Origin of the sequence: Micromonospora echinospora, assembly GCF_900091495.1 — a bacterium.
GTDB classification, from domain to species: domain Bacteria; phylum Actinomycetota; class Actinomycetes; order Mycobacteriales; family Micromonosporaceae; genus Micromonospora; species Micromonospora echinospora.
Genome location: NZ_LT607413.1, coordinates 3320177 through 3343202, shown reverse-complemented (window position 1 = coordinate 3343202; position 23026 = coordinate 3320177). Strand labels below are relative to the sequence as shown.

The 23026-nt window shown below is 73.0% G+C and carries 26 protein-coding genes; 10 read left to right on the top strand and 16 right to left on the bottom strand.

From position 1 onward, the window contains the following. Positions 1–29: 29 nt before the first annotated feature. On the top strand, positions 30–569 hold the full coding sequence (locus GA0070618_RS15490; RefSeq protein ID WP_231931755.1) for a hypothetical protein: 540 nt from the start codon (positions 30–32) through the stop codon (positions 567–569). Positions 570–585: 16 nt separating this feature from the next. After that, positions 586–1572, top strand: coding sequence for a hypothetical protein (locus GA0070618_RS15485; protein ID WP_088982267.1), 987 nt, complete (start codon positions 586–588; stop codon positions 1570–1572). Between the two features lie 141 nt (positions 1573–1713). Here the strand turns inward: GA0070618_RS15485 and GA0070618_RS15480 are convergent, their stop codons facing one another. After that, the gene (locus tag GA0070618_RS15480; protein ID WP_088982266.1) at positions 1714–2892 is read right to left on the bottom strand and encodes an NAD(P)-dependent malic enzyme; all 1179 of its coding nucleotides are present in this window, start codon (positions 2890–2892) and stop codon (positions 1714–1716) included. 141 nt (positions 2893–3033) lie between these two features. Next, a complete protein-coding gene (locus GA0070618_RS15475) occupies positions 3034–3381 on the bottom strand; it encodes a S24/S26 family peptidase (RefSeq protein WP_231931754.1) in 348 nt (115 codons plus the stop codon). A gap of 84 nt (positions 3382–3465) precedes the next feature. On the opposite strand from GA0070618_RS15475, the gene sodN reads away from it, so the two are divergent. The 3 genes from sodN (at position 3466) to GA0070618_RS15460 (ending at position 4825) form a co-directional block, all read left to right on the top strand. Then, complete coding sequence (gene sodN / locus GA0070618_RS15470; RefSeq protein WP_088982265.1) at positions 3466–3870, top strand: superoxide dismutase, Ni; 405 nt, start codon at positions 3466–3468, stop codon at positions 3868–3870. 65 nt (positions 3871–3935) lie between these two features. Next, positions 3936–4397 carry a GNAT family N-acetyltransferase gene (locus GA0070618_RS15465; RefSeq protein WP_088985549.1) on the top strand — a complete coding sequence of 154 codons (462 nt, stop codon included), beginning with the start codon at positions 3936–3938 and terminating at the stop codon, positions 4395–4397. A gap of 23 nt (positions 4398–4420) precedes the next feature. After that, the gene (locus GA0070618_RS15460) at positions 4421–4825 is read left to right on the top strand and encodes an ATP-binding protein (protein WP_088985548.1); all 405 of its coding nucleotides are present in this window, start codon (positions 4421–4423) and stop codon (positions 4823–4825) included. A gap of 68 nt (positions 4826–4893) precedes the next feature. Here the strand turns inward: GA0070618_RS15460 and GA0070618_RS15455 are convergent, their stop codons facing one another. After that, the gene (locus GA0070618_RS15455; protein ID WP_088982264.1) at positions 4894–5286 is read right to left on the bottom strand and encodes a hypothetical protein; all 393 of its coding nucleotides are present in this window, start codon (positions 5284–5286) and stop codon (positions 4894–4896) included. A gap of 41 nt (positions 5287–5327) precedes the next feature. Between GA0070618_RS15455 and GA0070618_RS15450 the strand changes: the two genes are divergently transcribed. Both GA0070618_RS15450 and GA0070618_RS15445 read left to right on the top strand, forming a co-directional pair. After that, positions 5328–6275: a diacylglycerol/lipid kinase family protein gene (locus GA0070618_RS15450; RefSeq protein WP_088982263.1), complete on the top strand. Its 948-nt coding sequence runs from the start codon at positions 5328–5330 to the stop codon at positions 6273–6275. Positions 6276–6698: 423 nt separating this feature from the next. Further along, positions 6699–6956 carry a WhiB family transcriptional regulator gene (locus GA0070618_RS15445; protein ID WP_088982262.1) on the top strand — a complete coding sequence of 86 codons (258 nt, stop codon included), beginning with the start codon at positions 6699–6701 and terminating at the stop codon, positions 6954–6956. A 129-nt stretch (positions 6957–7085) separates the two neighbouring features. On the opposite strand, the gene GA0070618_RS15440 is transcribed toward GA0070618_RS15445, so the two are convergent. The 4 genes from GA0070618_RS15440 to GA0070618_RS15425 form a co-directional block, all read right to left on the bottom strand. Then, positions 7086–7805 (bottom strand): sirohydrochlorin chelatase, encoded by a 720-nt coding sequence (locus tag GA0070618_RS15440; RefSeq protein WP_231931904.1) that lies wholly within the window; start codon positions 7803–7805, stop codon positions 7086–7088. A 188-nt stretch (positions 7806–7993) separates the two neighbouring features. After that, positions 7994–8758, bottom strand: a complete 765-nt coding sequence (locus GA0070618_RS15435; RefSeq protein WP_088982260.1) for a phosphoadenylyl-sulfate reductase — start codon at positions 8756–8758, stop codon at positions 7994–7996. Next, positions 8755–8952 (bottom strand): hypothetical protein, encoded by a 198-nt coding sequence (locus GA0070618_RS15430; protein ID WP_088982259.1) that lies wholly within the window; start codon positions 8950–8952, stop codon positions 8755–8757. The genes GA0070618_RS15435 and GA0070618_RS15430 overlap by 4 nt, the downstream gene beginning before the upstream one ends. 49 nt (positions 8953–9001) lie before the next feature. Beyond that, positions 9002–10714, bottom strand: coding sequence for a nitrite/sulfite reductase (locus tag GA0070618_RS15425; RefSeq protein WP_088982258.1), 1713 nt, complete (start codon positions 10712–10714; stop codon positions 9002–9004). Between the two features lie 382 nt (positions 10715–11096). Between GA0070618_RS15425 and GA0070618_RS15420 the strand changes: the two genes are divergently transcribed. Beyond that, entirely contained in the window at positions 11097–12668 is a 1572-nt protein-coding gene (locus tag GA0070618_RS15420) for a glycosyltransferase family 39 protein (RefSeq protein ID WP_231931753.1), read from the top strand. Between the two features lie 10 nt (positions 12669–12678). Here the strand turns inward: GA0070618_RS15420 and GA0070618_RS15415 are convergent, their stop codons facing one another. Both GA0070618_RS15415 and GA0070618_RS15410 read right to left on the bottom strand, forming a co-directional pair. Beyond that, entirely contained in the window at positions 12679–14211 is a 1533-nt protein-coding gene (locus tag GA0070618_RS15415) for a PAS domain-containing sensor histidine kinase (RefSeq protein ID WP_088982256.1), read from the bottom strand. Between the two features lie 61 nt (positions 14212–14272). Continuing rightward, positions 14273–15304, bottom strand: coding sequence for an SIS domain-containing protein (locus tag GA0070618_RS15410; protein WP_088982255.1), 1032 nt, complete (start codon positions 15302–15304; stop codon positions 14273–14275). A 187-nt stretch (positions 15305–15491) separates the two neighbouring features. On the opposite strand from GA0070618_RS15410, the gene GA0070618_RS15405 reads away from it, so the two are divergent. Beyond that, positions 15492–17312: a tetratricopeptide repeat protein gene (locus GA0070618_RS15405; RefSeq protein ID WP_231931752.1), complete on the top strand. Its 1821-nt coding sequence runs from the start codon at positions 15492–15494 to the stop codon at positions 17310–17312. Here GA0070618_RS15405 and GA0070618_RS15400 read toward each other — a convergent pair. From GA0070618_RS15400 to GA0070618_RS15390, 3 genes are all read right to left on the bottom strand, one after another. After that, positions 17287–18993 (bottom strand): MDR family MFS transporter, encoded by a 1707-nt coding sequence (locus GA0070618_RS15400; protein WP_088985546.1) that lies wholly within the window; start codon positions 18991–18993, stop codon positions 17287–17289. The two genes, GA0070618_RS15405 and GA0070618_RS15400, sit on opposite strands and share 26 nt — an antisense overlap. A gap of 171 nt (positions 18994–19164) precedes the next feature. Then, entirely contained in the window at positions 19165–19476 is a 312-nt protein-coding gene (locus tag GA0070618_RS15395; protein ID WP_094977943.1) for a hypothetical protein, read from the bottom strand. Between the two features lie 188 nt (positions 19477–19664). Then, the gene (locus GA0070618_RS15390) at positions 19665–19880 is read right to left on the bottom strand and encodes a biotin/lipoyl-binding carrier protein (RefSeq protein ID WP_088982253.1); all 216 of its coding nucleotides are present in this window, start codon (positions 19878–19880) and stop codon (positions 19665–19667) included. A gap of 332 nt (positions 19881–20212) precedes the next feature. On the opposite strand from GA0070618_RS15390, the gene GA0070618_RS35555 reads away from it, so the two are divergent. Further along, positions 20213–20287, top strand: coding sequence for a 50S ribosomal protein bL37 (locus tag GA0070618_RS35555; protein WP_377658485.1), 75 nt, complete (start codon positions 20213–20215; stop codon positions 20285–20287). A gap of 141 nt (positions 20288–20428) precedes the next feature. Here the strand turns inward: GA0070618_RS35555 and rsrA are convergent, their stop codons facing one another. From rsrA to GA0070618_RS15365, 4 genes are all read right to left on the bottom strand, one after another. Beyond that, positions 20429–20716, bottom strand: a complete 288-nt coding sequence (gene rsrA / locus GA0070618_RS15380; protein WP_088982251.1) for a mycothiol system anti-sigma-R factor — start codon at positions 20714–20716, stop codon at positions 20429–20431. A gap of 1 nt (position 20717) precedes the next feature. Beyond that, on the bottom strand, positions 20718–21524 hold the full coding sequence (locus GA0070618_RS15375) for a sigma-70 family RNA polymerase sigma factor (protein WP_269148491.1): 807 nt from the start codon (positions 21522–21524) through the stop codon (positions 20718–20720). A 256-nt stretch (positions 21525–21780) separates the two neighbouring features. Next, a complete protein-coding gene (locus GA0070618_RS15370) occupies positions 21781–22449 on the bottom strand; it encodes an alpha/beta hydrolase family protein (RefSeq protein WP_231931751.1) in 669 nt (222 codons plus the stop codon). A gap of 34 nt (positions 22450–22483) precedes the next feature. Continuing rightward, complete coding sequence (locus GA0070618_RS15365) at positions 22484–22876, bottom strand: WhiB family transcriptional regulator (protein ID WP_088982249.1); 393 nt, start codon at positions 22874–22876, stop codon at positions 22484–22486. Positions 22877–23026 lie beyond the last annotated feature (150 nt).

The window sequence follows — 23026 nt, the reverse complement described above, 5'->3', positions numbered from 1 at the left end:
CATTCCATAGTCAAAGGTGGGAATCTTTCGTGAGGGCAAAATTCCTGGTCGCCGGCCTGGCCGGCACCGCACTGGCCATCGGGCTCGCCTCCCCGGCGTTGGCCGAGGACACCATCGTCACCCTGACCGTCGCGGCCGAGGACGGACTCGCGATCTCCGTTCCGGCCACGGCGAACATCGGCGCCGGAAATCCCGGTGACACCGTCTCGGGACAGATCGGGCCGGTGACCGTGACAGACCAACGCGCCGCCCTGAACGCGAGTTGGACCGCGACGGTCATCGCCACCGACTTCACCACCGGCGGTGGCACCCCGGCGGAGACGATCCCCAACATCAACGTTCTCTACTGGTCCGGCGGCGCGACCGCCACGACGGGCAACGGCACCTTCACCCCTGGCCAGCCCGGTCCCGGTGACGCAGTGATCATCAACGTGCCGCGGACGGCGTTCTCCCTGACCGGCGGCAACGGCGACAACTCCGCCACCTGGAACCCGACGCTCGTGGTCAACATCCCCGAAACCGCTGTCGCCGGGGTCTACACGGGCACGGTGACCCACACTGTCCTGTGACCGCGTCCGGTGGCTGGTGGTGCTGGCGTCCGTCGCCGTCGTGGCGTTCGCGGTGCCCGCATCGCCAGCCACCGCCTTCCCAGGAACCACGCACCGGGTCGAGGACGATCCGACCATCAGCATCCGGATGCTGGACATCCCGGCCGCCCGGGTGAAGGACCCCCGTGCCCGGGCGTACATCGTGGACCACCTCAAACCGGGTACCACCATCCACCGCCGTGTCGAGATCCAGAACTCGTCCCCGGAGCGGCAGCACATCGAGCTGTACGCGGCGGGCGCGACCGTCCGGGAGAACGTCTTCACCGCCTTTGACGGTCGCGGCGGCAACGAGCTGAGCAGTTGGGTGCGCACCGAGGTACCCGACATCGACCTGCCGCCCGGCGCCAAGAGAGCCGTCAAGGTCACCATCAGCGTGCCGGAGTCCGCGTCCCGGGGCGAACGGTACGCGGCCCTCCTCGCCCAGGTCACCAAACCACCGACCGACGGCAGCAACATCGGCCAGATCCGCCGGGTGGGCGTGCGGATCTACCTCGACGTCGGCCCCGGCGGCGAACCGCCCACGGACTTCCGGATCGACGGACTCACCGCCGGCCGAGGCCCCGGGGAATGGCCCGTCGTCACCGCGCGGGTACACAACACCGGTGAGCGGGCCCTGGACATGAACGGAACCCTCACCCTGTCCCGCGAGTCCGGCACGGCCAGGGTCGGCCCCTTCAGCGTCACGACCGGCGTCACGATCCTCCCGGGCCAGACCGGCCAGGTCAGCGCGGAGGTGACCGAACCTCTCGCCCCCGGCCGGTGGACCGCCCGACTGGTGCTGACCAGTGGAACGGTGGAACGCGAGACGGAGGGGAAACTGACCTTCCCCGTACCGGTCGAGGCCACCGCGGCGGAACCCGCCGGACGAACCGGCCTCGTGCTGTCGGTCGGCGTCGGAGCGGTGCTCGCCATCGCCGGCACGCTGCTCGCCTGGCACCTGATCCGGCGCAGCCGCTGCACCTGATCCGTCGTGGGCGTTCCCGGACACCCCCCGACAAGCCTGCCCAGGGCAGGGGGCGTCCGAGGCGCGGCCCAGGTCGTCGTCGGGAGAGACGGAGGGCTCCCGCCCATCGAGCGAGCGGGAGCCCTCCGGTCTGCCGGTGGTTCAGGCGCGGGCGACGCCGTCGACGCGGGCCGCCTCGGCGACGGCCTCGGCGACGGCCGGGGCGACGCGGGGGTCGAGCGGGGAGGGCACGATCGCGTCCGCGGTCAGCGTCTCGCTGACCACCCCGGCGATCGCGTCGGCCGCCGCCACCTTCATGTTCTCGGTGATCCGGGTGGCCCGGGCGTCCAGCGCCCCCCGGAACACGCCGGGGAAGGCGAGCACGTTGTTGATCTGGTTGGGGTAGTCGCTGCGGCCGGTGGCGACCACCGCGACGTGCCGGGCGGCCACCTCCGGGTGCACCTCCGGGGTGGGGTTCGCCAGGGCGAAGACGATGCCGCCGGAGGCCATCCCGGCCACCGCGGCCTCCGGGATCTGACCGCCGGAGACGCCGATCAGCACGTCGGCGTCACGCAACGCCTCGGTGATGTCCCCGTGCCGCCCGGCGGCGTTGGTGATGGCGGCCAGTTCGGCCTTGGTCGCGGTGAGGTCGGCGCGGTCCCGGCCGATGATGCCCCGCGAGTCGCAGACCACCACCTCGTCCGGGTTGACGCCCCCGGCGATCAGCATCTTGGTGACCGCGATCCCGGCCGCGCCGGCACCGCTGACCGCGACCCGCAGGTCGCCGAGCTTGCGGTTGAGCAGGCGGGCCGCGTTGCGTAGGGCGGCCAGCACGACGATGGCGGTGCCGTGCTGGTCGTCGTGGAAGACCGGGATGCCGAGGGCCTCGTCGAGGCGACGTTCGATCTCGAAGCAGCGCGGCGCGCTGATGTCCTCCAGGTTGATCCCACCGAACGACGGGGCCAGGGCGGTCACCGCCGTGACGATCTCGTCGACGTCCTGGGTGTCCAGGCAGATCGGCACGGCGTCCACGCCGCCGAACTGCTTGAACAGCACCGCCTTGCCCTCCATCACCGGCATCGCGGCACGGGGACCGATGTTGCCCAGGCCGAGTACGGCCGATCCGTCGGTCACCACCGCGACGGTGTGCGACACCCATGTGTAGTCGTCCACCAGGGCGGGATCGGCGGCGATGGCCTCACAGACCCGGGCGACGCCCGGGGTGTAGGCGAGGGAGAGATCCTCCCGGCTGGTCAGCGGCACCGTCGAGGTGACGGCCATCTTGCCGCCGGCGTGCAGCCGGAAGACGGGATCAGCGGGATCCACAGAAGACGATGACATGGTGACTCCAGGATCTGTCGAGCAGATGGACCGGCCAGCCGGGCCACGTTGGTCAGCGGCAGCGGGCGGCGCGCGGTGCGGGGGGTCACCCGGGCACTGCCCGAGCATAGTGTCCGGCATGAACCTCGAATGTGAGTAGGGTCATAACCGTCGGTTACTGAAGCGCCGGGGCTGCGGCCAGTAGCGCGCCACCACCCGTCCCCACACGTCGGCCACGCCGTGGACGCGGGAGTCGTCGGTGACGAACTCGTTGTCCCCGCGTACCCACCAGCCGCCGTCGGCCGGGCGGACCGCGCGCTTGACCACCAGCAGGTCCGGCCGGCTACGGAAGACCGCGACCACGATGTCGTCCGGACGGATGGCGCGACCGCCGCGCCGGACCAGCAGGGCGTCCCCGTGCCGCAGCGTCGGGGCCATGGAGGGCCCGGTCACCAGTACGGCGGTGAGCGGCCAGCGCGTCCGGGCCGACCCGCCGCCACCAGCGGTCACCGGGTTTCACCTCCGCACCGTCGGGGAGCAACTCCAGGAGTAATGTCATCTCGGATCATCGCAAACGTCTCATGGAGGATCCCGATGCGTCTTCCCCGCATCTTCACGCCGCGCGTGACCGCAAGCGCCCACTGCGACCTGCCGTGCGGTGTCTACGACCCGGCGCAGGCCCGGATCGAGGCCGAGTCGGTCAAGGCCATCTGCGAGAAGTACCAGGCGAACACCGACCCGGAGTTCCGCACCCGCGCCCTGATCATCAAGGAGCAGCGCGCCGAGCTGGTCAAGCACCACCTGTGGGTGCTGTGGACGGACTACTTCAAGCCGGCCCACTTCGAGAAGTACCCGAACCTGCACACGCTGTTCAACGAGGCCACCAAGCTGGCCGGCGCCAACGGCGCCAAGGGCACCATCGACCCGGCCAAGGCCGACGAGCTGCTCCAGAAGATCGACGAGATCTCCAAGATCTTCTGGGAGACCAAGCAGGCGTGACCCTCGCCGCAGTAGCACCGGCGATCCGGCCGGTACGTCCCGCGGACGTACCGGCCGTCGTCGCCATGGTGCACGAGTTGGCCGAGTACGAACGGGCCGCCGACCGGTGCCACCTCACCGCCGGGCAGCTGGAGGCGGCGCTGTTCGGCCCGGCACCGGCGCTCTTCGGTCACGTGGCGCTCGACGCCGCGGAGCAGCCGGTCGGATTCGCCCTGTGGTTCCTCACCTTCTCCACCTGGGAGGGGACCCACGGCATCCACCTTGAGGACCTCTACGTCCGTCCGGCCGCCCGGGGCACCGGGGCGGGACGGCTGCTGCTGGCGGCCCTCGCCGCGCGCTGCGTCGAGCGGGGCTACCGCCGACTGGAGTGGATGATGCTCGACTGGAACCCGGCCGCCGGGTTCTACCGGGCGATCGACGCCCGCACCGTCGACGACTGGGTGCCGTACCGGCTGGAGGGGGCCGCGTTGCGGCGGCTCGCCGCCGCGTCCACCGCTGGCGGAGCGCCCGTCGGCCCGACCGGGTAGAGTCCGCGACCGGGGGGATGAGCGTGACTCAACTGACCGGGCGGACGACGGCCGACGAGGACGTCGTACACCTCACCGTGCCTGCGGACGGCGGCTATCTCAGCGTGCTGCGGACCGCGACCGCCGGCCTCGCCGCGCGTCTCCAGTTCGCCCTCGACGAGATCGAGGATCTGCGGATCGCGGTCGACGAGGCCTGCGCCATGCTGCTCGCGATCGCCACCCGCGACGCCGAGCTGGAGTGTTCCTTCGCGGTCACCGAGGACGCGCTGACCGTCGAGGTGACCGTGCCGACGGTCCGGGGCGCGAAGCTGCCGGCCGAGTCCTCCTTCGCCTGGAAGGTGCTCACCGCGCTGACCACGTCGGCCGCCGCGACCGCCACCGACGGCCGGGCCACCATCTCACTGCTCACCCGCCGCGCCACCCACTGACGCCGCCGAACGGCCGTCCGCAACCGGACCGCTGTCGCCGTGGGGCGTGCCCGGCGGGCCGGACGGCGTCAGTCCAGCAGACCGAGCGCCCGGGTGGTGGCCGGGGCGAGCAGGAGCGCGCACACCCCCACGCCGAGCGCCATCAACGGCACCCCGAGCCAGCCCAGCCCGCCCTGGATCATGTACCAGCCGATCGGCAGGAGCATGAGCTGGAGCACGATCGCGGGGGCACGGGCACCGGCCCGGCGACGGGTCAGCGCGGTGCCGAGCGCCCAGAGCGCCAGCGCGCCACCGGCCGCGAAGACGGTGACGAGCACTGCCGAGGCGAGGTCGAGCGCGTCGGCGGTGAGGTTCTCGTAGACCAGCCAGGCGGCGACCAGCCCGAGGGCGACCGCCTCTGCCCACAGCAGGCGGACTGCCCAACTCAGCGTGGTGGGCACCGGGTCGGAGTCGATCGTCACGGCGACACGATACCCGTGCGGGATCGCGGTACAGTCCGGCCATGCGGGCCGTCCTGGTAGTCAACCCGAAGGCCACCACCACGAGCGAACGCAGCCGGGACGTACTGGTCCGCGCGCTGCGCAGTGAGGTGGACCTCGCGGTGCGGTACACCCGTCGCCGGGGCCACGCCACCGACCTGGCCCGGGAGGCGGCCGAGGAGGGCGTCGACCTGGTGGTCACGCTCGGTGGCGACGGCACGGTCAACGAGGTGGTCAACGGACTGATGACCGCCGACCCGCCGACCGTCACCGGTGGCACGTCGGCCGACCGCCTGCCCGCGCTCGCCACCGTGCCGGGTGGGTCGACGAACGTCTTCGCGCGGGCGCTGGGTCTGCCCCGGGAATGGCCGGACGGCACCAGCATGATCCTGGAAGGGCTCCGATTGGGCCGTTCCCGGACGATCGGGCTCGGCCGCGCCGACGATCGCTACTTCACCTTCTGCGCCGGCTTCGGCCTCGACGCGGCGGTCGTGCATCGCGTGGAAATGGCACGGAAGCGGGGTCGTGTTTCCACTCCGTCGCTATATCTTCGCGCTGCGGTGAATCAGTACTTCCTCGGCTCCGACCGACGCCATCCGATGATCCGGTTGGAGCGTCCGGGAGAGGAGTCGGAAGGCGAGTTGGCAACGGCCATCATCCAGAACACCGCGCCTTGGACGTACCTCGGCGAGCGAGAGATCAACCCGAACCCGGACGCCTCATTCGACCTTGGCCTTGACGTGATGGCGCTTCGTCAGCTAAGGGTGGCGAGCACGTCACGTACGGTGACTCAGATGTTCTCCCGCCAACCGGACCCCCGGGGGCGACAGGTGCTCCGCCTCCACGACGTGGCCGAGTTCACCTTGGTCGCGGCCCGTCCGCAGGCGTTCCAACTCGACGGGGACTACCTTGGAGAGCGGGAGAAAGTTAGATTCATATCCGTACCCGCCGCACTGAGAGTAATCTGCTGAGTCTGGGGTACTGCCCTCGGTTGGCGCGACGGCGACGCGCCAGGAGGGCGAGGTGCCGGATATGCCTGCAATGTCGCGCGGACTGTACTATATTGATCCTCGGCTACGGGGCGGTGCGGGCGAGCCGGTCCGGGAAACCGGACAAACAGGTCGTGAGCTTGCTCACCGCCGAGAAGTTTTTCGGAGCGTCACCCTTGACATTCCGGTAGTTCGTGAAAGTATTCACAAGCGGACTTGAGTTACCGGGACATTGCGTGGATATGCTCGACGTGTTGAGCTGTTCCGCACTGCCCCAGGGCTAACGGCCTGCTCACGCAATGCTGATTCGATGAACGCGAACCGTCACCATCGGCACTGCGGATGCATATGGAAAACGGAAACAGCAAGAACTGCCACCCACCCAGAATGAGGAGTGTTGCCGCCATGGACTGGCGCCACCATGCTGCCTGCCGCGACGAGGACCCGGAGCTGTTCTTCCCGATCGGGACGTCCGGGCCGGCCCTGCTGCAGGTCGAGCAGGCCAAGGCCGTCTGCCGGCGGTGCTCCGTGACCGACGAGTGCCTGAAGTGGGCACTGGAGTCCGGTCAGGACGCCGGCGTCTGGGGTGGAATGAGCGAGGAGGAGCGTCGCGCCGTCAAGCGCCGCGGCGGCCTCCGGGTGCTGCGCGCTCACTCCGCCTGACCACACACACCACCGGAACGCCCCGCCAGCCCGGCTGGCGGGGCGTTTTCCTTTCCACCCGCCCGTGGACCCCGCTCCGCGTCCCGCCGACCATGGCGTCGGCCACCGGACGACCCGCCGACCTCGTGGTCACCCCGTCGGGAAGGCGGCGGGCGTGATCCGGGTGAGGACCAGTCGGACCAGGTCCGCAGTGTCGGTGAGCGGGGCGGAGACCGCCACCGCGCCGGCCTCCCGGGCCGCTGCCGTCACCGCGTCGTGGAACAGCCCCGGCGCCAGGAAATACGCCGACACCGCCACCCGACTGGCCCCTGCCGCCCGCAGCCGGGCCACCGCCGTACCGGTGGTCGGCGCGGCGGCCGACGCGTACGCCACCCGGCAGGGCACCCCGTAGCTCGCACCGAGCGCCGCAGCCACCCGTCCCACCGAGGCACGGGCCCGCGCGTCCCGGGTCCCCGCCGCCGCCAACACCAACGCGTCGAACCGGTCCGCCCCCGCCTCGGCCAGCCGCTGTCGCAGCCCGCCCAGAAGTGTGGCGTCCACCACCTCACCGACCGGCCCGAGGACGTCGGTCACCCGCACCGCCATCGGCGGTCCGGCGGCCCCGGCCTCCGCCACCGCCGCCGGAACGTCCACCCGCCGGTGGTACGCGGCGGTCAACAGCAACGGCACCAGCACCGCCCGGGGGTGCCCGGCGGCGGCCAGTCCCCGCAGCACCTCGACCGGCGTGGGCTCGGTGTGGTCCAGCCAGCTCGGCAGGACCACCGAGCCGGGCCGCGCGGCGGCGACCGCCTCGGCCAACGCCCGGGTCGCGACGGCGGCACGGGGATCCCGGCTGCCGTGGGCGACCAGGACGACCGGATCGACCCCGGTGACAGCCCGGGGCCGACCTGCCCGCGCGGGATCCCGGTGACCGGTCGCCGGGCCGGCGGAGGAAGCCCGCGCCGACACCCCGGGGCCCGGATCCGCGAACGGCCAGCCGGGCGGGGCAGCCGGTGCCGGGGCACCGGCGAGGGCCGCCCGCCCCGCTCCCCCGGGGATCAGACGTGCAGTCCGCACTCGGTCTTCTCGAACATCGCCCAGCGACCGGCGCGCGGGTCCTCCCCCGCCTTCGTCCGCCGGGTGCACGGCCAGCACCCGATCGAGCCGTAGCCCTGCCGGAACAGGTCGTTCACCGGCACCCGGTGCCGGGCGACGTAGGCGTCCACGTCCGCCTGGGTCCAGGCCGCGATGGGGTTGACCTTCACCTTGCCGCGCCGCTCGTCGTACCCGACCACCGGGGTGTTCGCCCGGGTGGGCGACTCGTCCCGCCGCAGCCCGGCCGCCCAGGCGTCGTAGCCGCCCAGCGCCCGTTCCAGCGGCTCCACCTTGCGCAGCCGGCAGCAGTCGTCCGGCGACTTGTTGAACAGGCGGGGGCCGTACTCGCCGTCCTGCTGGCCCACGGTGAGCCGGGGGCGGATCGAGCGGACGTTCACCGGCAACGTGCGGGCCACCTCGTCGCGGATCCGCAGCGTCTCCGGGAAATGCAGGCCGGTGTCCAGGAAGACCACGTCGATCCCGGGCGCGACCCGGGAGACCAGGTGGGCCAGAACGGCGTCCGCCATCGAACTGGTGACGCAGAGCCGGTCACCGAAGGTCTCGGCCGCCCAGCGGGCGATCTCCAGGGCCGGCGCACCCTCCAGCTCCCGGCCGGCCCGGGTGGCCAGTTCCCGCAGCTCCTCCGGGCTGCGCCGGCCCGCCTCGGCCGGGGCCGGGCGGCCGGGGCCGACCAGCCCGAGTTCGGCCGCCGACACCAGGCCGCTCATCGGGTCACCGTCCCCGGCACGGAACCCGCCCCCGCCGGGCCGGCGGCCGCCCGGGAGAGCAGCCCGGTGAACTTCACCGTGAAGACCCGCACGCAGGCGTGGCACTCCCACGCGCCGTGTCCGGCCTCGCTCGGCCGCAGGTCCTCCTCGCCGCAGTACGGGCAGTACAGCGGCACCGACCGGGTCTCGCTCATCGGGTCACCTCGCCGCGACGGGGCACACTGATGTCTCTGTCTGGTTCGCTCATCGGAGTTCCTCCTCGTCGACCCGGATCACCCAGTTCGCGAACGTCTCCCCCTCGGCCCGGCCGGCCAGGTAGCGCCGGGCCACCCGCTCCACGTACCCGGGCAGTTCCTCGGCGGTGGTCTTCAGGCCGCGCAGCTTCCGGCCGAAGCCTGCGGTCTGGCCCTGCGCCATGCCGAGCCCACCGCCCAGGTGCACCTGGAAGCCCTCGACCTGGCGGCCGTCCGGGCCGACCACGAGCTGCCCCTTCAGACCGATGTCGGCGACCTGCGTCCGGGCGCAGGCGTTCGGGCAGCCGTTGATGTGGATGGAGATGTCCGCGTCGAACCCGCGCAGCCGCTCCTCCAGCCGGGCCACCAGTTCCTCGCCCCGGGCCTTGGTCTCGACGATCGCGAGCTTGCAGTACTCGATGCCGGTGCAGGCCATCGTCCCGCGCCGCCACGCCGACGGCTCCGCCTCCAGGCCGATCCCGCGCAGCGCCGCCACCAGCGAGTCGGTCCGCTCCGGCGCCACGTCCAGCACCAGCAGCTTCTGGTACGGGGTGAGCCGCACCCGGTCGCTGCCGTGCGCCTCGACCACGTCGGCGAGTTGGGCGAGCTGGGTGCCGGAGACCCGCCCGACCACCGGGGCGGCCCCGACGTAGTTACGCCCGTCGGCCTGCTCCCGCACCCCGATGTGGTCCAGCGGCTTCGACGGCAGCTCCGGCGCCGGACCGTCCAGCAGCGCCCGGCCGAGGTACTCCTTCTCCAGCACCTCCCGGAACTTCTCCACACCCCAGTCGGCGACCAGGAACTTCAGCCGCGCCCGGTTGCGCAGCCGGCGGTAGCCGTAGTCACGGAAGATGCCCACCACACCGGCCCACACGTCGGGCACCTCGGCCAGCGGCACCCACACCCCGAGCCGCTTGGCGAGCATCGGGTTCGTGGAGAGCCCGCCACCGACCCAGACGTCGAAGCCGGGGCCGTGGTCGGGGTGCTCCACCCCGAGGAAGGCGATGTCGTTCGCCTCGTACGGGGTGTCGACCAGCCAGGAGATCGAGGACTTGAACTTGCGGGGCAGGTTGGAGTACTGCTTGTCGCCGACGTACCGGCGGACGATCTCGTCGATCGCCGGAGTCGGGTCGAGCACCTCGTCCCGGGCCACCCCGGCGACCGGGCTGCCGAGCACGATCCGGGGGCAGTCCCCGCACGCCTCGGTGGTCTGCAACCCCACCGACTCCAGCCGCCGCCAGATCTCCGGCATGTCCTCGACCCGGATCCAGTGGTACTGGATGTTCTGCCGGTCGGTGATGTCGGCGGTGTCCCGGGCGAACTCCCGCGAGATGTCCGCGACCACCCGCAACTGCGCCAGGCTGAGCTGCCCGCCGTCGACCCGCACCCGGAGCATGAAGAACTCGTCCTCCAGCTCGTGCGGCTCCAGCACGGCGGTCCGCCCACCGTCGATGCCGGCCTTGCGCTGGGTGTAGAGGCCCCACCAGCGGAACCGGCCACGCAGGTCCTGCGGGTCGATCGAGGCGAAGCCCCGGTGGGCGTAGATGTTCTCGATCCGGGCGCGGACGTTGAGCGGGTCGTCGTCCTTCTTGATCCGCTCGTTGGGGTTGAGCGGCTCCCGGTGCCCGAGCGCCCACTGCCCCTCACCCCGGGGTCGGCGGGGGGCCCGGGTGGCGGTCGCCACCGGGCGCTCGGGCCGGTCCGGGGTGCTGTTGACGGCCATCGCGGCGTCCTCCGTTGTCTGGTGATCGCGTCGGTACGCGCGCGGGACGCGCCGGCCGCCCGGGATACCGGGCGGGAGACAACGGTGTCGGAGAGCCGGCGCGAGTGCGCGCCCGAAGGGGTGGGTCGGGCGGCGTCAGTGGGCCGGACAGATGGCGCTGCGGACGCGGCCGTAATCGACGTGGCGGCGGGCCACGAAGCGGCGCTCGACAGCGGCGGTCATGCCGCCCATGCTGCCACACCTGCGAGAGCCCGGCCAAGGTCCCGGTGTGGCATCCCACATCACGGGCGACCTCGGAACACGCACTCCGGACCGGGCCGGACAGATCGACCTGTCCCGATCATCCCGCCGTCGGCGACCGGCGCGTGCGACGCTTCGGGGTGTGGTCGGCGGATCCGACGTGCCGGGCGGCCGGCGGGAGTGGTCACGGCGCGCCGGCCGCCCGGTGTGGCTCTGGCCGACGCTGCTGACCCTCGTCGTCGCCTCCACCGGGGTCGGGTACGCCCAGCCGTGGCGGGACGAGTTGGCCACCTGGAGCGCGGCCACCCGCCCGCTGCCCGACCTGGCCCGGCTGGCGGCCACCGTCGACGCCACCGTCGCCCCGTACTACCTGCTCCTGCACGGCTGGGTGGCGGTCTTCGGGGACTCGGTGACGGCGCTACGGGCCCCCTCCGTGCTGGCCGTGACCGGGGCGGCCGGGCTCACCGCCGTCCTCGGGGAGCGCCTGTTCGGAACCCGGGCCGGCCGGCTGGGCGGGCTGCTCTTCTCGGTGCTGCCGAGCACCTCCCGGTACGGGCAGGAGGCCCGGCCGTACGCGCTCGCCACCCTGCTGGCGGTGGCCGCGACCGTGCTGCTGGTCACGGCGCTGCGCCGGCCCGGCCGGGGCCGGTGGACGGCGTACGCCGCAGTGGTGACCGCCCTCGGCCTGACCCACCTGGTCGCGCTGGCCCTGCTCGCCGCGCACGCCCTGGCGGTGCGGGGCGCGGTCCGCCGTTGGCTGCTCGCCCTGGTGCCGGCGGCGCTGGTGGCGGTCCCGCTGGCGCTGCTCGCCCGGCGGCAGCAGTCCCGCCAGTTGAGCTGGGTGGATCCGGCCCGCCTCGGCGACCTGGCCGGACTGCCCGGCTCGCTCACCGCCAGCGCCGTGGTGGGCGGCCTGCTGGTCGGCCTGGCCGTGGTCGGCGCCGCCCGACCGGTCGACAGCACCCCCGCCGAGACGGACGTGGCCCGACCCGTCGACGGCGGTCGGGCCGACGACGACAGCGGCCCGGCCGACGCCGGCGCCGCCTCGTCGGGGTCCGGTGGCGGGCCGGCGCGGACGCCCGTCGCCCGGAAATGGGGGTGGATCATGCTGGCGGCGGTGGCGGCGCCGGCCGCGCTGCTCTTCGTCGCCGGGCTGGTGACCGCCGTCTGGGTGCCGCGCTACCTGGTCTTCACCACGCCCTTCCTCTGCCTTCCGGCCGGGGCGCTGCTCGCCTCGGTACGCCCGGTCCCCGCCCTGGCGGTGGTCGGCATCACCGCCGCCCTCGGCGCACCGGCCCAGCTCGACCTGCGCCGTACCCACGACTGGCCCCGCTCCGCCCAGGTCGACTACCGCGCGGCGGCCCGGATCGTCGCCGCCGGTCAGCGACCCGGCGACGGAGTCGTCTACGGCTCCCGGGACGGTTTCCTCTTCCTCGACCTCGGTCTGGCGTACCACCTCGGCGACGGGCGTCCCCGTGACGTGCTGGCCGTCCGCGACCCGCGTCGGGCCGGCGACCTGCGCGCGACGGAGTGCGAGCGACCGGCCCGCTGCCTGGCCGGGGTGGACCGGGTGTGGCTGGTGGTGGCCGGCGACCGGGCCGACCCGGTGGCCGCCCTGCCGACGGTGAAACGGGAGGCGCTCGACGGCTTCTCCCCCACCGGCCGTTGGACGGTGCCGGGCATCACCGTCGCCCTGCTCGCCCGAGCGGGCTGAGGTGCGCGCCTCAGCGGGAGCGGGGACCGGCCAGCGGGACGACCAGCACCGCCTCCGTGCCGCCGTCGGCGCGGTTGCGCAGTTCGATGCTGCCCCGCAACTCCCCGGTGGCGAGGGCCCGGACGATCTGCAGGCCCAGGTTGCCGCCGCGCTCGGCGTCGAAGTCGGCCGGCAGCCCACGGCCGTTGTCGTCCACGGTGACGTGCAGTTGCTTGCGGAAGCGGTGCGCGGAGACCACCACCTCCGCTCCGGCGGCCACCGCACCCGGCTCGGGGGCGGCGTCGCTGGGCGGGAAGCCGTGCTCCACGGCGTTGAGCAGCAATTCGTTGAGGACCATCACCAGCGAGGTGGCGATCTCGGCGGGCAGCACGCCGAAGCTGCCCTCCCGACGCATCCGTACCGGGGTGTCGGTGGCGGCCACCTCGGCCGCCGCGCGGGCCACCCGGTCGACGATCCCGTCGAACTCGACCGCCTCGTCGCTGGACATGGAGAGGGTCTCGTGGACCAGTGCGATCGAGGCGACCCGGCGTACCGACTCCTCCAACGCCGCGCGGGCGGCCGGGATGCCGACCCGGCGGGCCTGGAGCCGCAGCAGGGCCGCCACGGTCTGGAGGTTGTTCTTCACCCGGTGGTGGATCTCCCGGATGGTGGCGTCCTTGGTGATCAGCGCCCGGTCCCGGCGGCGGACCTCGGTGATGTCCCGGACCAGCACCAGCGCGCCGATCGGCACCCCGGCCGGCATCAGTGGCAGCGCCCGGGTGAGCATGGTCGCCCCCCGGGCGTCGATCTCCCGCCGGGGCGGGGCCTCGCCGCGCAGCGCGGCGAGGATGCCGTTGGCCGCGTCGGTGCCCTCCAGCGGGTCGGTGGCGAGCCGGCGGTGCAGCACCGCCAGGTCCTCGCCGACCAGATGCGAGGCGAAGCCGAGCCGCCGGTACGCCGACTGCGCGTTCGGGCTGGCGTAGGTGACCTTGCCGCTGGCGTCGAGCCGGACCAGCCCGTCGCCGACCCGGGGGGCGCTGGTCGTCTCGCCCGGGTGTCGGGGCGGCGGGAAGGTGCCGTCGGCGAGCATCTGGGCCAGGTCGTCGGCGGTGGTGAGGTAGTTCAGTTCGAGCTGGCTGGGCGTGCGGGCGGTGGAGAGGTTGGTGTCCCGGCCCACCACGGCGATCACCTCGCCGGCCTCGCCGTCGGCGGTACGCAGCCGCACCGGGATGGCCTCGTGCCGGGCGGGGACGTCGCCGTACCAGACCGGGTCACCCTCCCGCCAGATCCGACCCTGGCTGTAGGCGATCGTCAGGTGCGCCACCTCGGGCCCGCCGACGATCCGTCCCACCTGGTCGTCCAGGTACGCGGTCGGGGCGGTCGTCGGGCGGACCTGGGCGACGCAGAGGAAGCTCTCGTCGCCGTCGACGGGCACCCAGAGGAGCAGGTCGGCGAAGGACAGGTCGGACAGGAGCTGCCAGTCGCCGGCGATCCGGTGCAGGTGGTCGACGTCGGCCGGACGGAGCTGGGTGTGCTCCTCGGCGAGTTCGCGCAGCGTGGACACCCGGACAGCGTGCCACGCCGCGCTCCGCGTCGCCCGGCCGGTCGGCTTCCCGCCGACACCGTCACATCGTCGAGGTGACCTTCTTCAGTCCACGCGGCGCGTCCGGGTTCTCGCCCCGGGCGAGCGCCAGGCTGAGCGCGAGCCGCTGCAACGGCAGGATGTCGAGCAGCGGCGCGTACCGCTCGTCGACGTCGGGGACGGCGATCCGGGTGGCGCCCTCGACGTCGGCGGAGCCGACCACGACCACGTCGGCGCGGCGCTCGCCGAGCCGGGGCAGCACCTCGCGCATCGAGCGGCCACCGGGACCGGAGCCGACCACGGCCAGTACCGGCACGTCCGGGTCGGTCATCGCGAGCGGGCCGTGCAGCAGGTCCGCCCCGGAGAAGGCGAGCGCCGGCAGGTAGGAGGTCTCCATCAGCTTCAGCGCCGCCTCCCGGGCGGTCGGGTAGGCGTACCCCCGGCCGGTGGTGACCAGGCGCGCGGCGAACCGGTAGCGGGCGGCGAGCTGGGTCGGGGTCGGGTCGGCGAGAGTCCGGGCGGCGAGGTCGGGCAGGGCGTCGAGCGCCGCGCGCTCGTCGGCCGGCAGGGTGCCGTCGCCGTTGCGGATCCCCTCGACCAGCAGCAGCAGGGCCAACAGCTCGGCGGTGTATGTCTTGGTGGCGGCGACCGCCCGCTCGTGCCCGGCGGCGATGTCGACGCTCAGCTCGGCGGCCTCGGCCAACGGCGACCCCGGGGCGTTGGTGACGGCGAGGGTGAGCGCTCCGGCGGAGCGGGCCACCCGGAGCACCTCGACCAGGTCGGGCGAACCACCGCTCTGGCTGACCCCGACCACGAGGGCGTCGGAGAGGTCCGGCCGGGCGCCGAAGAGCGTCATCGTGCTCGGCGAGGCGAGCCCGGCGGGGATGCCGAGGCGGATCTCGGTGAGGTACGCGCCGTAGAGCGCGGCGTGGTCGGAGGTGCCGCGCGCGGTGAAGACCACGTGCCGGGGCCGCCGCCGGGCGATCACCTCGGCCACCCGGGCGATCGGCCCGCAGTGTTCGGCGGAGAGCAGCCGCGCGAAGCCGGCCGGCTGCTCCTCGATGTCGGCGGTCATGCCAGCCCCCGGAACCGTCACCGGTAACCTCCCTCTCTTGCGCGTTCCCGCGCGCTTCATGCTCAGTCTTGCATTTTTTTCCCCGATCGGGCAACGCAACGAGCATGAATGCGCAGGGGGGTCCCGGGGAAGCCGGTCATCCCCTACGCTGACCGCACCCGAGAAGCACGCCGAGTGAAAGGGCACCGTGTCCGAGGGAGAGGACGACCCCCGCCTTTCCGCCGAGGGTGAACTGGCCCTGGCCCGACTCGCGCTCGACCAGGGCGACCTGCGGCACGCCGCCGGCCACGTCGCGGGCGCGATCGCGTACGCCCCGACCATGCCCGAGGTGCACGAGACGCTGGCCCGGATCGCCGCGGTCAGCGGCGGCGGCATCGACCTCTTCCCGATCGAGCAGCACGTCTTCGTCGGCGCGGTGGTGGCCCGCGCCCACCTGCTGGCCGCCGCCGGCCGGGCCGGCGAGGGGCTGGAACTGCTCGCCGCCGCGACCGGGCACACCCCGCAGGCCGACTGGGCCGGCGTGCCCTGGGTCACCGCGCCGGAGCTGGCCGAACGCCTCGACCCGGAACGGGGCGCGCGGATCCTCATGCAGGTCTGCGCGGCCGTCCCCGACCCGGTGCCGAAGGCCGCCCGGGCGCCGCTGCGGCCGTACCTCACCCTGGCCCGACACGCGGTCAGCGTGCACAGCGAGCACGGCCTGCTGCTGGGGGCGGCGTCCGCGCTGGCCCGACGGGTCGGCGAGGTCGAGCTGGCGATCCGCTGGGCCGCCCGGGGGGTCCACGCCCAGCCGTCCAAGCTGGGCGAGGTCTGGCTCGGGTACGCGTACCGCAGCGCCGGCCGCACCCGGGAGGCGCTCGCCGCGCTCGGGCGCGCCGTGGAACACGACCCCGACGACCTCGCGGTCTACGCCGACATCGCCGGCACCCTGGCCGACAACGGTCGTCTCGACGAGGCACTGGCCTGGATCGACCGGGCGCTGGCCCGGGATCCCACCTTCGACTGCGCGGTGCACACCGCCCACCGGCTACGGCACCAGCGCGACGGGCGGGTCGGTCACCTGGTGGCGCTCGCCGACTTCACCCGGGACCATCCCGACGACTCCCACGAGCACGGCGACCTCGCCGAATGCTGCCGGGGGCGGCCCTGGCTCGGCCAGCTCACCCCGGCCGGCGGGCCGGCGGTGGAGGCGTTGCGCCGGCTCACCGCCACCGATCAGCCCACCGGCGGGCCGCCCCTGAGGTTGCCCGCCCCACCGCCGCCGAGCGCGCTGCGGACCCTGGCCACGAGCCGGCCCGGCCTACGGGTGGCGGCGACCGAGGTGGCCGGACCGGACCCACGCGCACCCCGGCGGGCCGGGGTGCGGCCGCTGTGGCGGTACACCGACGACGGTGTCGTACCGCTGGTGCCGACGCCGTCGGCCGAGGCGGTGGAACGGATCCGGCAGCTCGCCCACCCCGCCTGGCCCCACCCCCCGGCGGCGTACGACGCGGCGGTCGGGTTGGCCACCCTGGACGGCGTCGACCTGCTCGCCCTGCTGGCGCACCCGCCGGCCGCCCCGGCCACCGCGCTCGGCGTGGTGCTCGGTCAGGATCCGTCGCTGTGGGTGCGCTGCGTGCAGGTCTGGGCCTGCCTGGGACTGCTGCACCACCGCACCGACGAGCCGTGGGCCGGCTCGATCCGCCGCCGGATGCTGCTCGACCTGGTCTGGGGCGTGGAGGACTGGACCACCGAGGCCGCTCTCTTCGCGCTGGTCACCGCCGCCTGGGTCGACCCGACGGTGCGCCCGGACGTGGCCGGGGTGATGGCCGCACGACTCGCCGACGCGGTGGCGGTGGGCGCGGAGCGTCCGGTGCCGATCCTCGTCTCGCTGGCCCATCTGGCCCTCGCCACGCCCGACCTGGACGAGGCGAGCATCGTGCTGGCCTGTCAGGTGATCGGCGACCCACCGGCCGGGAACCGGTTGCGCCGACTCTGGCACCGGCTCACCCGCCGTCTCCGCCGGCACTGACCGCCCCGGCCCGGGTTCCGGCGCCGCCACGTGCCCCGCCCCCGGCGCTCCCGGAGGGCGTGGTCCCCACATCGCCGGAGGGCGTGGTCTCCGCGTCGCCGGGAGGCGTGGTCCCCGCGTCGCCGGAGGGCGTCGTTCCGGTGCCGTCGCCCGGAGGGATCTCGGGGCCGGAGCGGAGCGGGATCTCCCGGATGAACCAGGCGACCACCGGGACCGCCACCGTGAAGACCACCGCCCAGGCGAAGACGTGGGCGATGGAGTCGGCCAGGCCACCGAGCACGGTCGCCCGCAGTTGCTCGGGGAGCGCGTTCAACGCGGCCGGATCCACCCCCTGCTCGCTGGTGCCACCGCTGATCGCCGGTCCGGCCGGCGAGTCGGCGAGGCGGTTGGCGAAGACCGCGCCGAAGAGGGAGATGCCGAACGAGCCGCCGATGGAGCGGAAGAAGGTGGCCGCACCGCTGGCCGCGCCGAGGTCACGCTGCTCGACGCTGTTCTGCGCGATCAGCATCGTGGTCTGCATCAGGAAACCCATGCCGGCCCCGAACACGACCATGTAGAACCCGGCCTCCACCCGGCTGGTGCCGGCGTCCAGCAGGGTGAACAGGGCCACGCCCACGGTCATCACCACGCCGCCGACGACCGGGAAGACCCGGTACCGGCCGGTGCGCGTGATGGCCCGGCCGACGACCAGCGACACCACCAGCATGCCGAACATCAGGGGCAGCAGGAGCAGTCCGCTCTCGGTGGCCGAGGCTCCCTGCACGGTCTGCTGGTACAGCGGCAGGAAGTTCATCGACCCGAACATCGCGAAGCCCAGCAGGAACCCCACCACCGACACCAGGGCGAAGTTCCGGTTCGCGAACAGGCCCAGCGGCAGGATCGGCTCGGTCACCCGCCGCTCGACCAGGACGAAACCGCCGAGAGCGAGCAGCGCGACGGCGCCCAGGCCGAGGATCTGCGGGGAGAGCCAGGCGTACTCGTTGCCGCCCCACGTGGTGATCAGCACCAGCCCGGTGATGCCGGCCGACAGCAGCGCCGCGCCCAGCCAGTCGATCCGGTGCTCGGTGCGGTACCGGGGCAGACGCAGGGTGACGATCAGCAGCACCAGGGCCACCCCGCCGAGCGGGAGGTTGACGTAGAAGGCCCACCGCCAGGAAAGGTGGTCGGTGATGAACCCGCCGACCAGCGGACCGGCGACCATGGCGATCGCCATGATGCCGGCGAAGAGACCCTGGTAGCGGCCCCGCTCCCGGGGCGGGACCAGGTCACCGATGATCGCCATGACGCCGACCATCAGTCCGCCGGCCCCCAGGCCCTGCACCGAGCGGAAGGCGATGAGCTGGACCATCCCGCTATCCGCGCCGCCCAGCATCGCCGAACCGGCCGTGCCGCAGAGGGCGGAGCCGAACAGGAAGATGCCGACCGAGCTGAGGAAAACGGACTTGCGGCCGTACAGGTCGCCCAGCTTGCCCCAGATGGGCGTGGACACGGTGGTGCCGAGGACGTACGCGGTCACCACCCAGGTGAAGTGGTCGAGTCCACCGAACTCGCCGACGATGCGCGGCAGCGCGGTACTGATGATCATGTTGTCGAGCATCGCGAGCATCATCGCGATCATCAGGGCGACGAGGACGAGCCGGACGTTCGGACGTCCGGCGACGGGCTGCTTGGCCTGGCTCATGAGCTCCCCCGGGTGCGTGACCGACGTGCCGACCCGGGTGGTCAGCCTACGCCGGGAGGGCCGGGGGAACTGCTGGTTGCGCCCGCGCACCGGGTGAGACCGGGCACAACCGCACGTACGACGGCGCGTCCGTCGGCGTACCGACGGACGCGCCGCGTGCAGGACCGGTCGTCAGCTGAAGTTGTAGCAGTAGATCTGGACGTTCGCGTTGAAGAAGTACGGCCCGGACTGCGTGACGTTGCTGTAGGTCGTCCGGCAGTCGAGGAACGCGTTGAAGCCCGCCAGTTCCGCCTTCCACTTGGCGTCGTTCTCCGCCATGTAGATGGCCATCGAGGAGGTGGAGCTCGACCCGTAGCCGTTGTACCAGCCGACCGCCTGCGCGCCCTCGGTGGCGGCGGACGCCGGGGCGGCCCCCGCCAGCATCGACGCCGTGAACGCACCGGCGACGGCGGTGGCCGCGAGGGCCCTGCGGAACATGCGCATGACAGCTCCGTTCTCTGTTCGGTGGATGCGTCGAGCCTGGCATTCCCATCGATGAGAGTCAACGTCTCGTCACGAATAAGTCATTCCGATGACGAAGTTGCGTCAGGGGAATTCCACCGAACTGCCGGGAGAGCGCCCCGGCATGGGACGGACCCGGTCCGCCGTCCGACCCGCGACCGGGAGAATCGTCAGTCGATCACCGCGATCAGGTCGCCGTCCTGGACGACGTCACCCTCGTTGACCGCGAGCTGCTTGACCACACCGTCGCACTCGGCCACCACCGGGATCTCCATCTTCATCGACTCCAGAATCACCAGCGTGTCCCCCTCGGACACGGTGTCCCCGGCCGACGCGACGACCTTCCAGACATTGGCCACCATCTCGGCGCGGATCTCCTCGGCCATCGGACGGCCCTCCCTCTCCACGGGTTGCTTGCGAACGGTATCCAATCACGTGCCGGCCTCTCGCGCGGCACGCGCGGCGGTCGATCCGCCGCGCGGTTCACGCGGGCGACGGCTGGCGTGACGGCGAACGCGCCGGCCGACGTGACGGCGAACGCGCCGGCCGGCTGCGGACCGCAGGAGTCGACCCGTTCCGCCGGATCCCGCCCCAGCCGGTGGGACGGGGGCCAGCGGCACTAGCATCAGCGGGTCGGCCCGCAGGCGTTCGAGAGACCGGTGCGACCGGCTCCCCGGTCGTACCGCGGCCGACCAGGACTCGTCACGAGGAGGTCACCATGGCGAAGAAGGCCCGTAAGAAGAAGGCCCGTAAGAAGAGCTCCGCCAACCACGGCAAGCGCCCCAACGCCTGATCGACGGGACCGGTCGAGCGCCGGTCGCGTGTCGGGACGTCAACACACCGGTGGCCCGGGTCGCAGTCCGACCCGGGCCACCGGTGTGTCGTCGTTCGTCGGGCGGCGCGCGCCTGCCGGCGGCGGAGCGCGGACCCGTGGTCAGTCGGCCAGTTCGCGGGACTCGGACGTCTCGAAGACGACCAGCTCGCTGATCCGGATCCGCAGCCGCTCACGCAGCTCGGCGGGGGCGGTCTCGTTGCCGCAGCAGCGGGCCACCAGTGCCTTGACCTCCTGCTCGATGCCGTACTCCCGCAGGCACGGACTGCACTCGTCCAGGTGGTCGCGGATCAGCCGGCGGCGCTCCTCGGCGCACTCCAGATCCAGGTAGAGGTAGACCTCCGCGAGCACCTCGCGGCAGTCCGTCTCGTGGGGCTCCCCACAGCTCACGTCACACCTCCCGGCCGGCGGCGGTGGTCGAACCACCGGAGGAACGGGCCGCGGAGAAACCGCGATCCGCCGCGTAGCGCTCCAGCAGCTTCCGCAGATTACGTCGACCCCGGTGCAGTCGGGACATCACCGTACCGATGGGCGTGCCCATGATGTCGGCGACCTCCTTGTAGGAGAAGCCCTCGACGTCGGTGAGGTAGACGGCCAGCCGGAACTCCTCGGGAAGCTGTTGCAGCGCTTCCTTGACGTCGGTGTCCGGGAGCCGGTCCAACGCCTCGGTCTCGGCGGAACGCAGACCGCTGGAGGTGTGCGACTCGGCCTCGGCGAGCTGCCAGTCGGTGATCTCCTCGGTCGGCGCCTGGATCGGCTGCCGCTGCCGCTTCCGGTAGGAGTTGATGTACGTGTTGGTCAGGATCCGGTAGAGCCAGGCCTTGAGATTCGTCCCCTGCTCGAACTGGTGGAAGGCGGCGTACGCCTTGAGGAACGTCTCCTGGAGCAGGTCCTCCGCGTCGGCCGGGTTGCGGGTCATCCGCAACGCCGCCGCGTAGAGCTGGTCGACGAAGGGCAGCGCGTCGCGCTCGAAGCGCGCCCGGCGCTCGTCCGTCTTCTCGGTGGTCAACCGCACATCCCCTCGCGTCGGATGCCTTCCCGCCGAGAATACGCGCACGGACCTGTCCGCTGATTCACTTTCCGCCGGTGTGCTCGTGCTCACCCCGCCCGCCGGTGCCGTCGCGGACCACGCGGGCCCGTCCAGCAGCCGGCGCAGCCGACGCTCGTCCCGTTCCCGGCTCCGTGTACCGGTCGACACCGGTCACCCCTCTCGGTCGTCCCGCAACCCGTCCAGGGGGTGCAACACCGCCCCACCGGCGGCGCATTCCGCCCCCGTTCCCGGCCCCAGCGGCACCGGGGGGTGAACGCTGGGACCAGGAAGGGCCTGGGAGGGCGGTGCCCGCCACGGGAGCCGGCACCAATCGATGCAACGAACCGTCCTCGGCGGGGGTCACGGGCCGGACGCGCGCGGGACCGGGAGAGCCCGGCGGTGACGGCACGGCGAGGCCGGCGGTTCACGGCCGAACGACGCTTCCGTTGCCCCCTCGGTCCGGTCCAGGAGGACCGGGCCGACCGTGGGCCCAGCCCCGGGCGCGCAGCCAGTCGACCACCACCGCGGCGGTGCCCGTCGGGTCGGCGCGCAGGTCGTGTCGTTCTCCTGGGCGGACCACCACCCGCACCGACGGTCCCGCCTCCGGCACCCCGAACGGGTCCTGGTCGCCGTTGACCACCAGCGTCGGCAGCCCGGTGTCGAGTTCCGCCGCCCGGGACCGCTCCGGCCGGCCCGGCGGGTGCAGCGGGAACGCCAGGGCGACCACGCCCGACGCACCGACCGCGTGGGCCGTCCGACAGGCCACCCGCGCGCCGCTGGAGCGTCCGCCGACGAGGAGCGTCGGCGTGGGGTGGAGTCGACGCAGCTCGGCCAGGACGGCCCGCCACGCCTCGTCGAGGTGACCGGCCGGTGCCGGGGCACGCCGGCCCGCGACGCGGTAGGGCTGGGTCACCCGGACGACCAGGACCCCTGCCGGCACCGCTGCGTCCCGGAGCGCGACCAGGTCGGGCGCGTCCACCCCGCCGCCGGCGCCGTGCCCCAGCACGAGCAGGCTCGTCGCCGGCCCGGCCGGCGGGTCGCTGTCCAGCCACGCCGGGCCGCGGGGCGTCTCGACCTGTACGCGATGTCGCACCGGCCCATTCTGCTCCGGACGACCGGCGCGGGTGTCAGGAGAGCGGCACCAGGGCGAGCAGGCGATCACGGACCGGCGGCCCGGCCTCGTCGGCCGCGTCCGGGTCCGGCTCGACCTCGCTGCGCCAGGCGACCAGCATGGCCCGCCGTTCCCGGGGTGTGGTGCCACCCCACACCCCGTGGTAGTCCCCGGCCTCCAGCGCCCAGGCCAGACAGGACCCCTGCACCTCACAGGTGCGGCAGAGCGCGACCGCCGCATCGGCTGGTTCGTTCGGCGCCGGAAAGAACGTCTCCGGGTCCACGCTGCGGCAGGTTCCCTTGGTGCGCCACGCGTCGTCCTGCCGTCGTTCGCGCAGGGCCCGCAACAGTCGCGGATCGCGGCGCGCGGCGGCCACTTCGTGCGGGCGGGGCATTCGCGCCCGAGTCATCAACCCACCTCCCCCGTGGGACCGGCTAGATCGGCGATGGTCGATCGCACCGTGCGATCGACACCCACTACCGGCGCTGTGTTCTATCGCACTTGGACACACCGGGACAAGGGTCTGCCGGAAAATAGGCTGATATTCGCACGACGATTC

Excerpts from the sequence above, each read along its gene's own strand:
- GA0070618_RS15450 (WP_088982263.1), top strand. The coding sequence starts at position 5,328 with ATGCGGGCCGTCCTGGTAGTCAACCCGAAGGCCACCACCACGAGCGAA.
- GA0070618_RS15395 (WP_094977943.1), bottom strand. The coding sequence starts at position 19,476 with ATGCGCATGTTCCGCAGGGCCCTCGCGGCCACCGCCGTCGCCGGTGCG.
- GA0070618_RS15480 (WP_088982266.1), bottom strand. The coding sequence starts at position 2,892 with ATGTCATCGTCTTCTGTGGATCCCGCTGATCCCGTCTTCCGGCTGCAC.
- GA0070618_RS15390 (WP_088982253.1), bottom strand. The coding sequence starts at position 19,880 with ATGGCCGAGGAGATCCGCGCCGAGATGGTGGCCAATGTCTGGAAGGTC.
- GA0070618_RS15435 (WP_088982260.1), bottom strand. The coding sequence starts at position 8,758 with ATGAGCGGCCTGGTGTCGGCGGCCGAACTCGGGCTGGTCGGCCCCGGC.
- GA0070618_RS15410 (WP_088982255.1), bottom strand. The coding sequence starts at position 15,304 with ATGACCGCCGACATCGAGGAGCAGCCGGCCGGCTTCGCGCGGCTGCTC.
- GA0070618_RS15400 (WP_088985546.1), bottom strand. The coding sequence starts at position 18,993 with ATGAGCCAGGCCAAGCAGCCCGTCGCCGGACGTCCGAACGTCCGGCTC.
- GA0070618_RS15425 (WP_088982258.1), bottom strand. The coding sequence starts at position 10,714 with ATGGCCGTCAACAGCACCCCGGACCGGCCCGAGCGCCCGGTGGCGACC.
- GA0070618_RS15430 (WP_088982259.1), bottom strand. The coding sequence starts at position 8,952 with ATGAGCGAGACCCGGTCGGTGCCGCTGTACTGCCCGTACTGCGGCGAG.
- sodN (WP_088982265.1), top strand. The coding sequence starts at position 3,466 with ATGCGTCTTCCCCGCATCTTCACGCCGCGCGTGACCGCAAGCGCCCAC.
- GA0070618_RS15365 (WP_088982249.1), bottom strand. The coding sequence starts at position 22,876 with ATGACTCGGGCGCGAATGCCCCGCCCGCACGAAGTGGCCGCCGCGCGC.
- GA0070618_RS15445 (WP_088982262.1), top strand. The coding sequence starts at position 6,699 with ATGGACTGGCGCCACCATGCTGCCTGCCGCGACGAGGACCCGGAGCTG.
- GA0070618_RS15465 (WP_088985549.1), top strand. The coding sequence starts at position 3,936 with ATGGTGCACGAGTTGGCCGAGTACGAACGGGCCGCCGACCGGTGCCAC.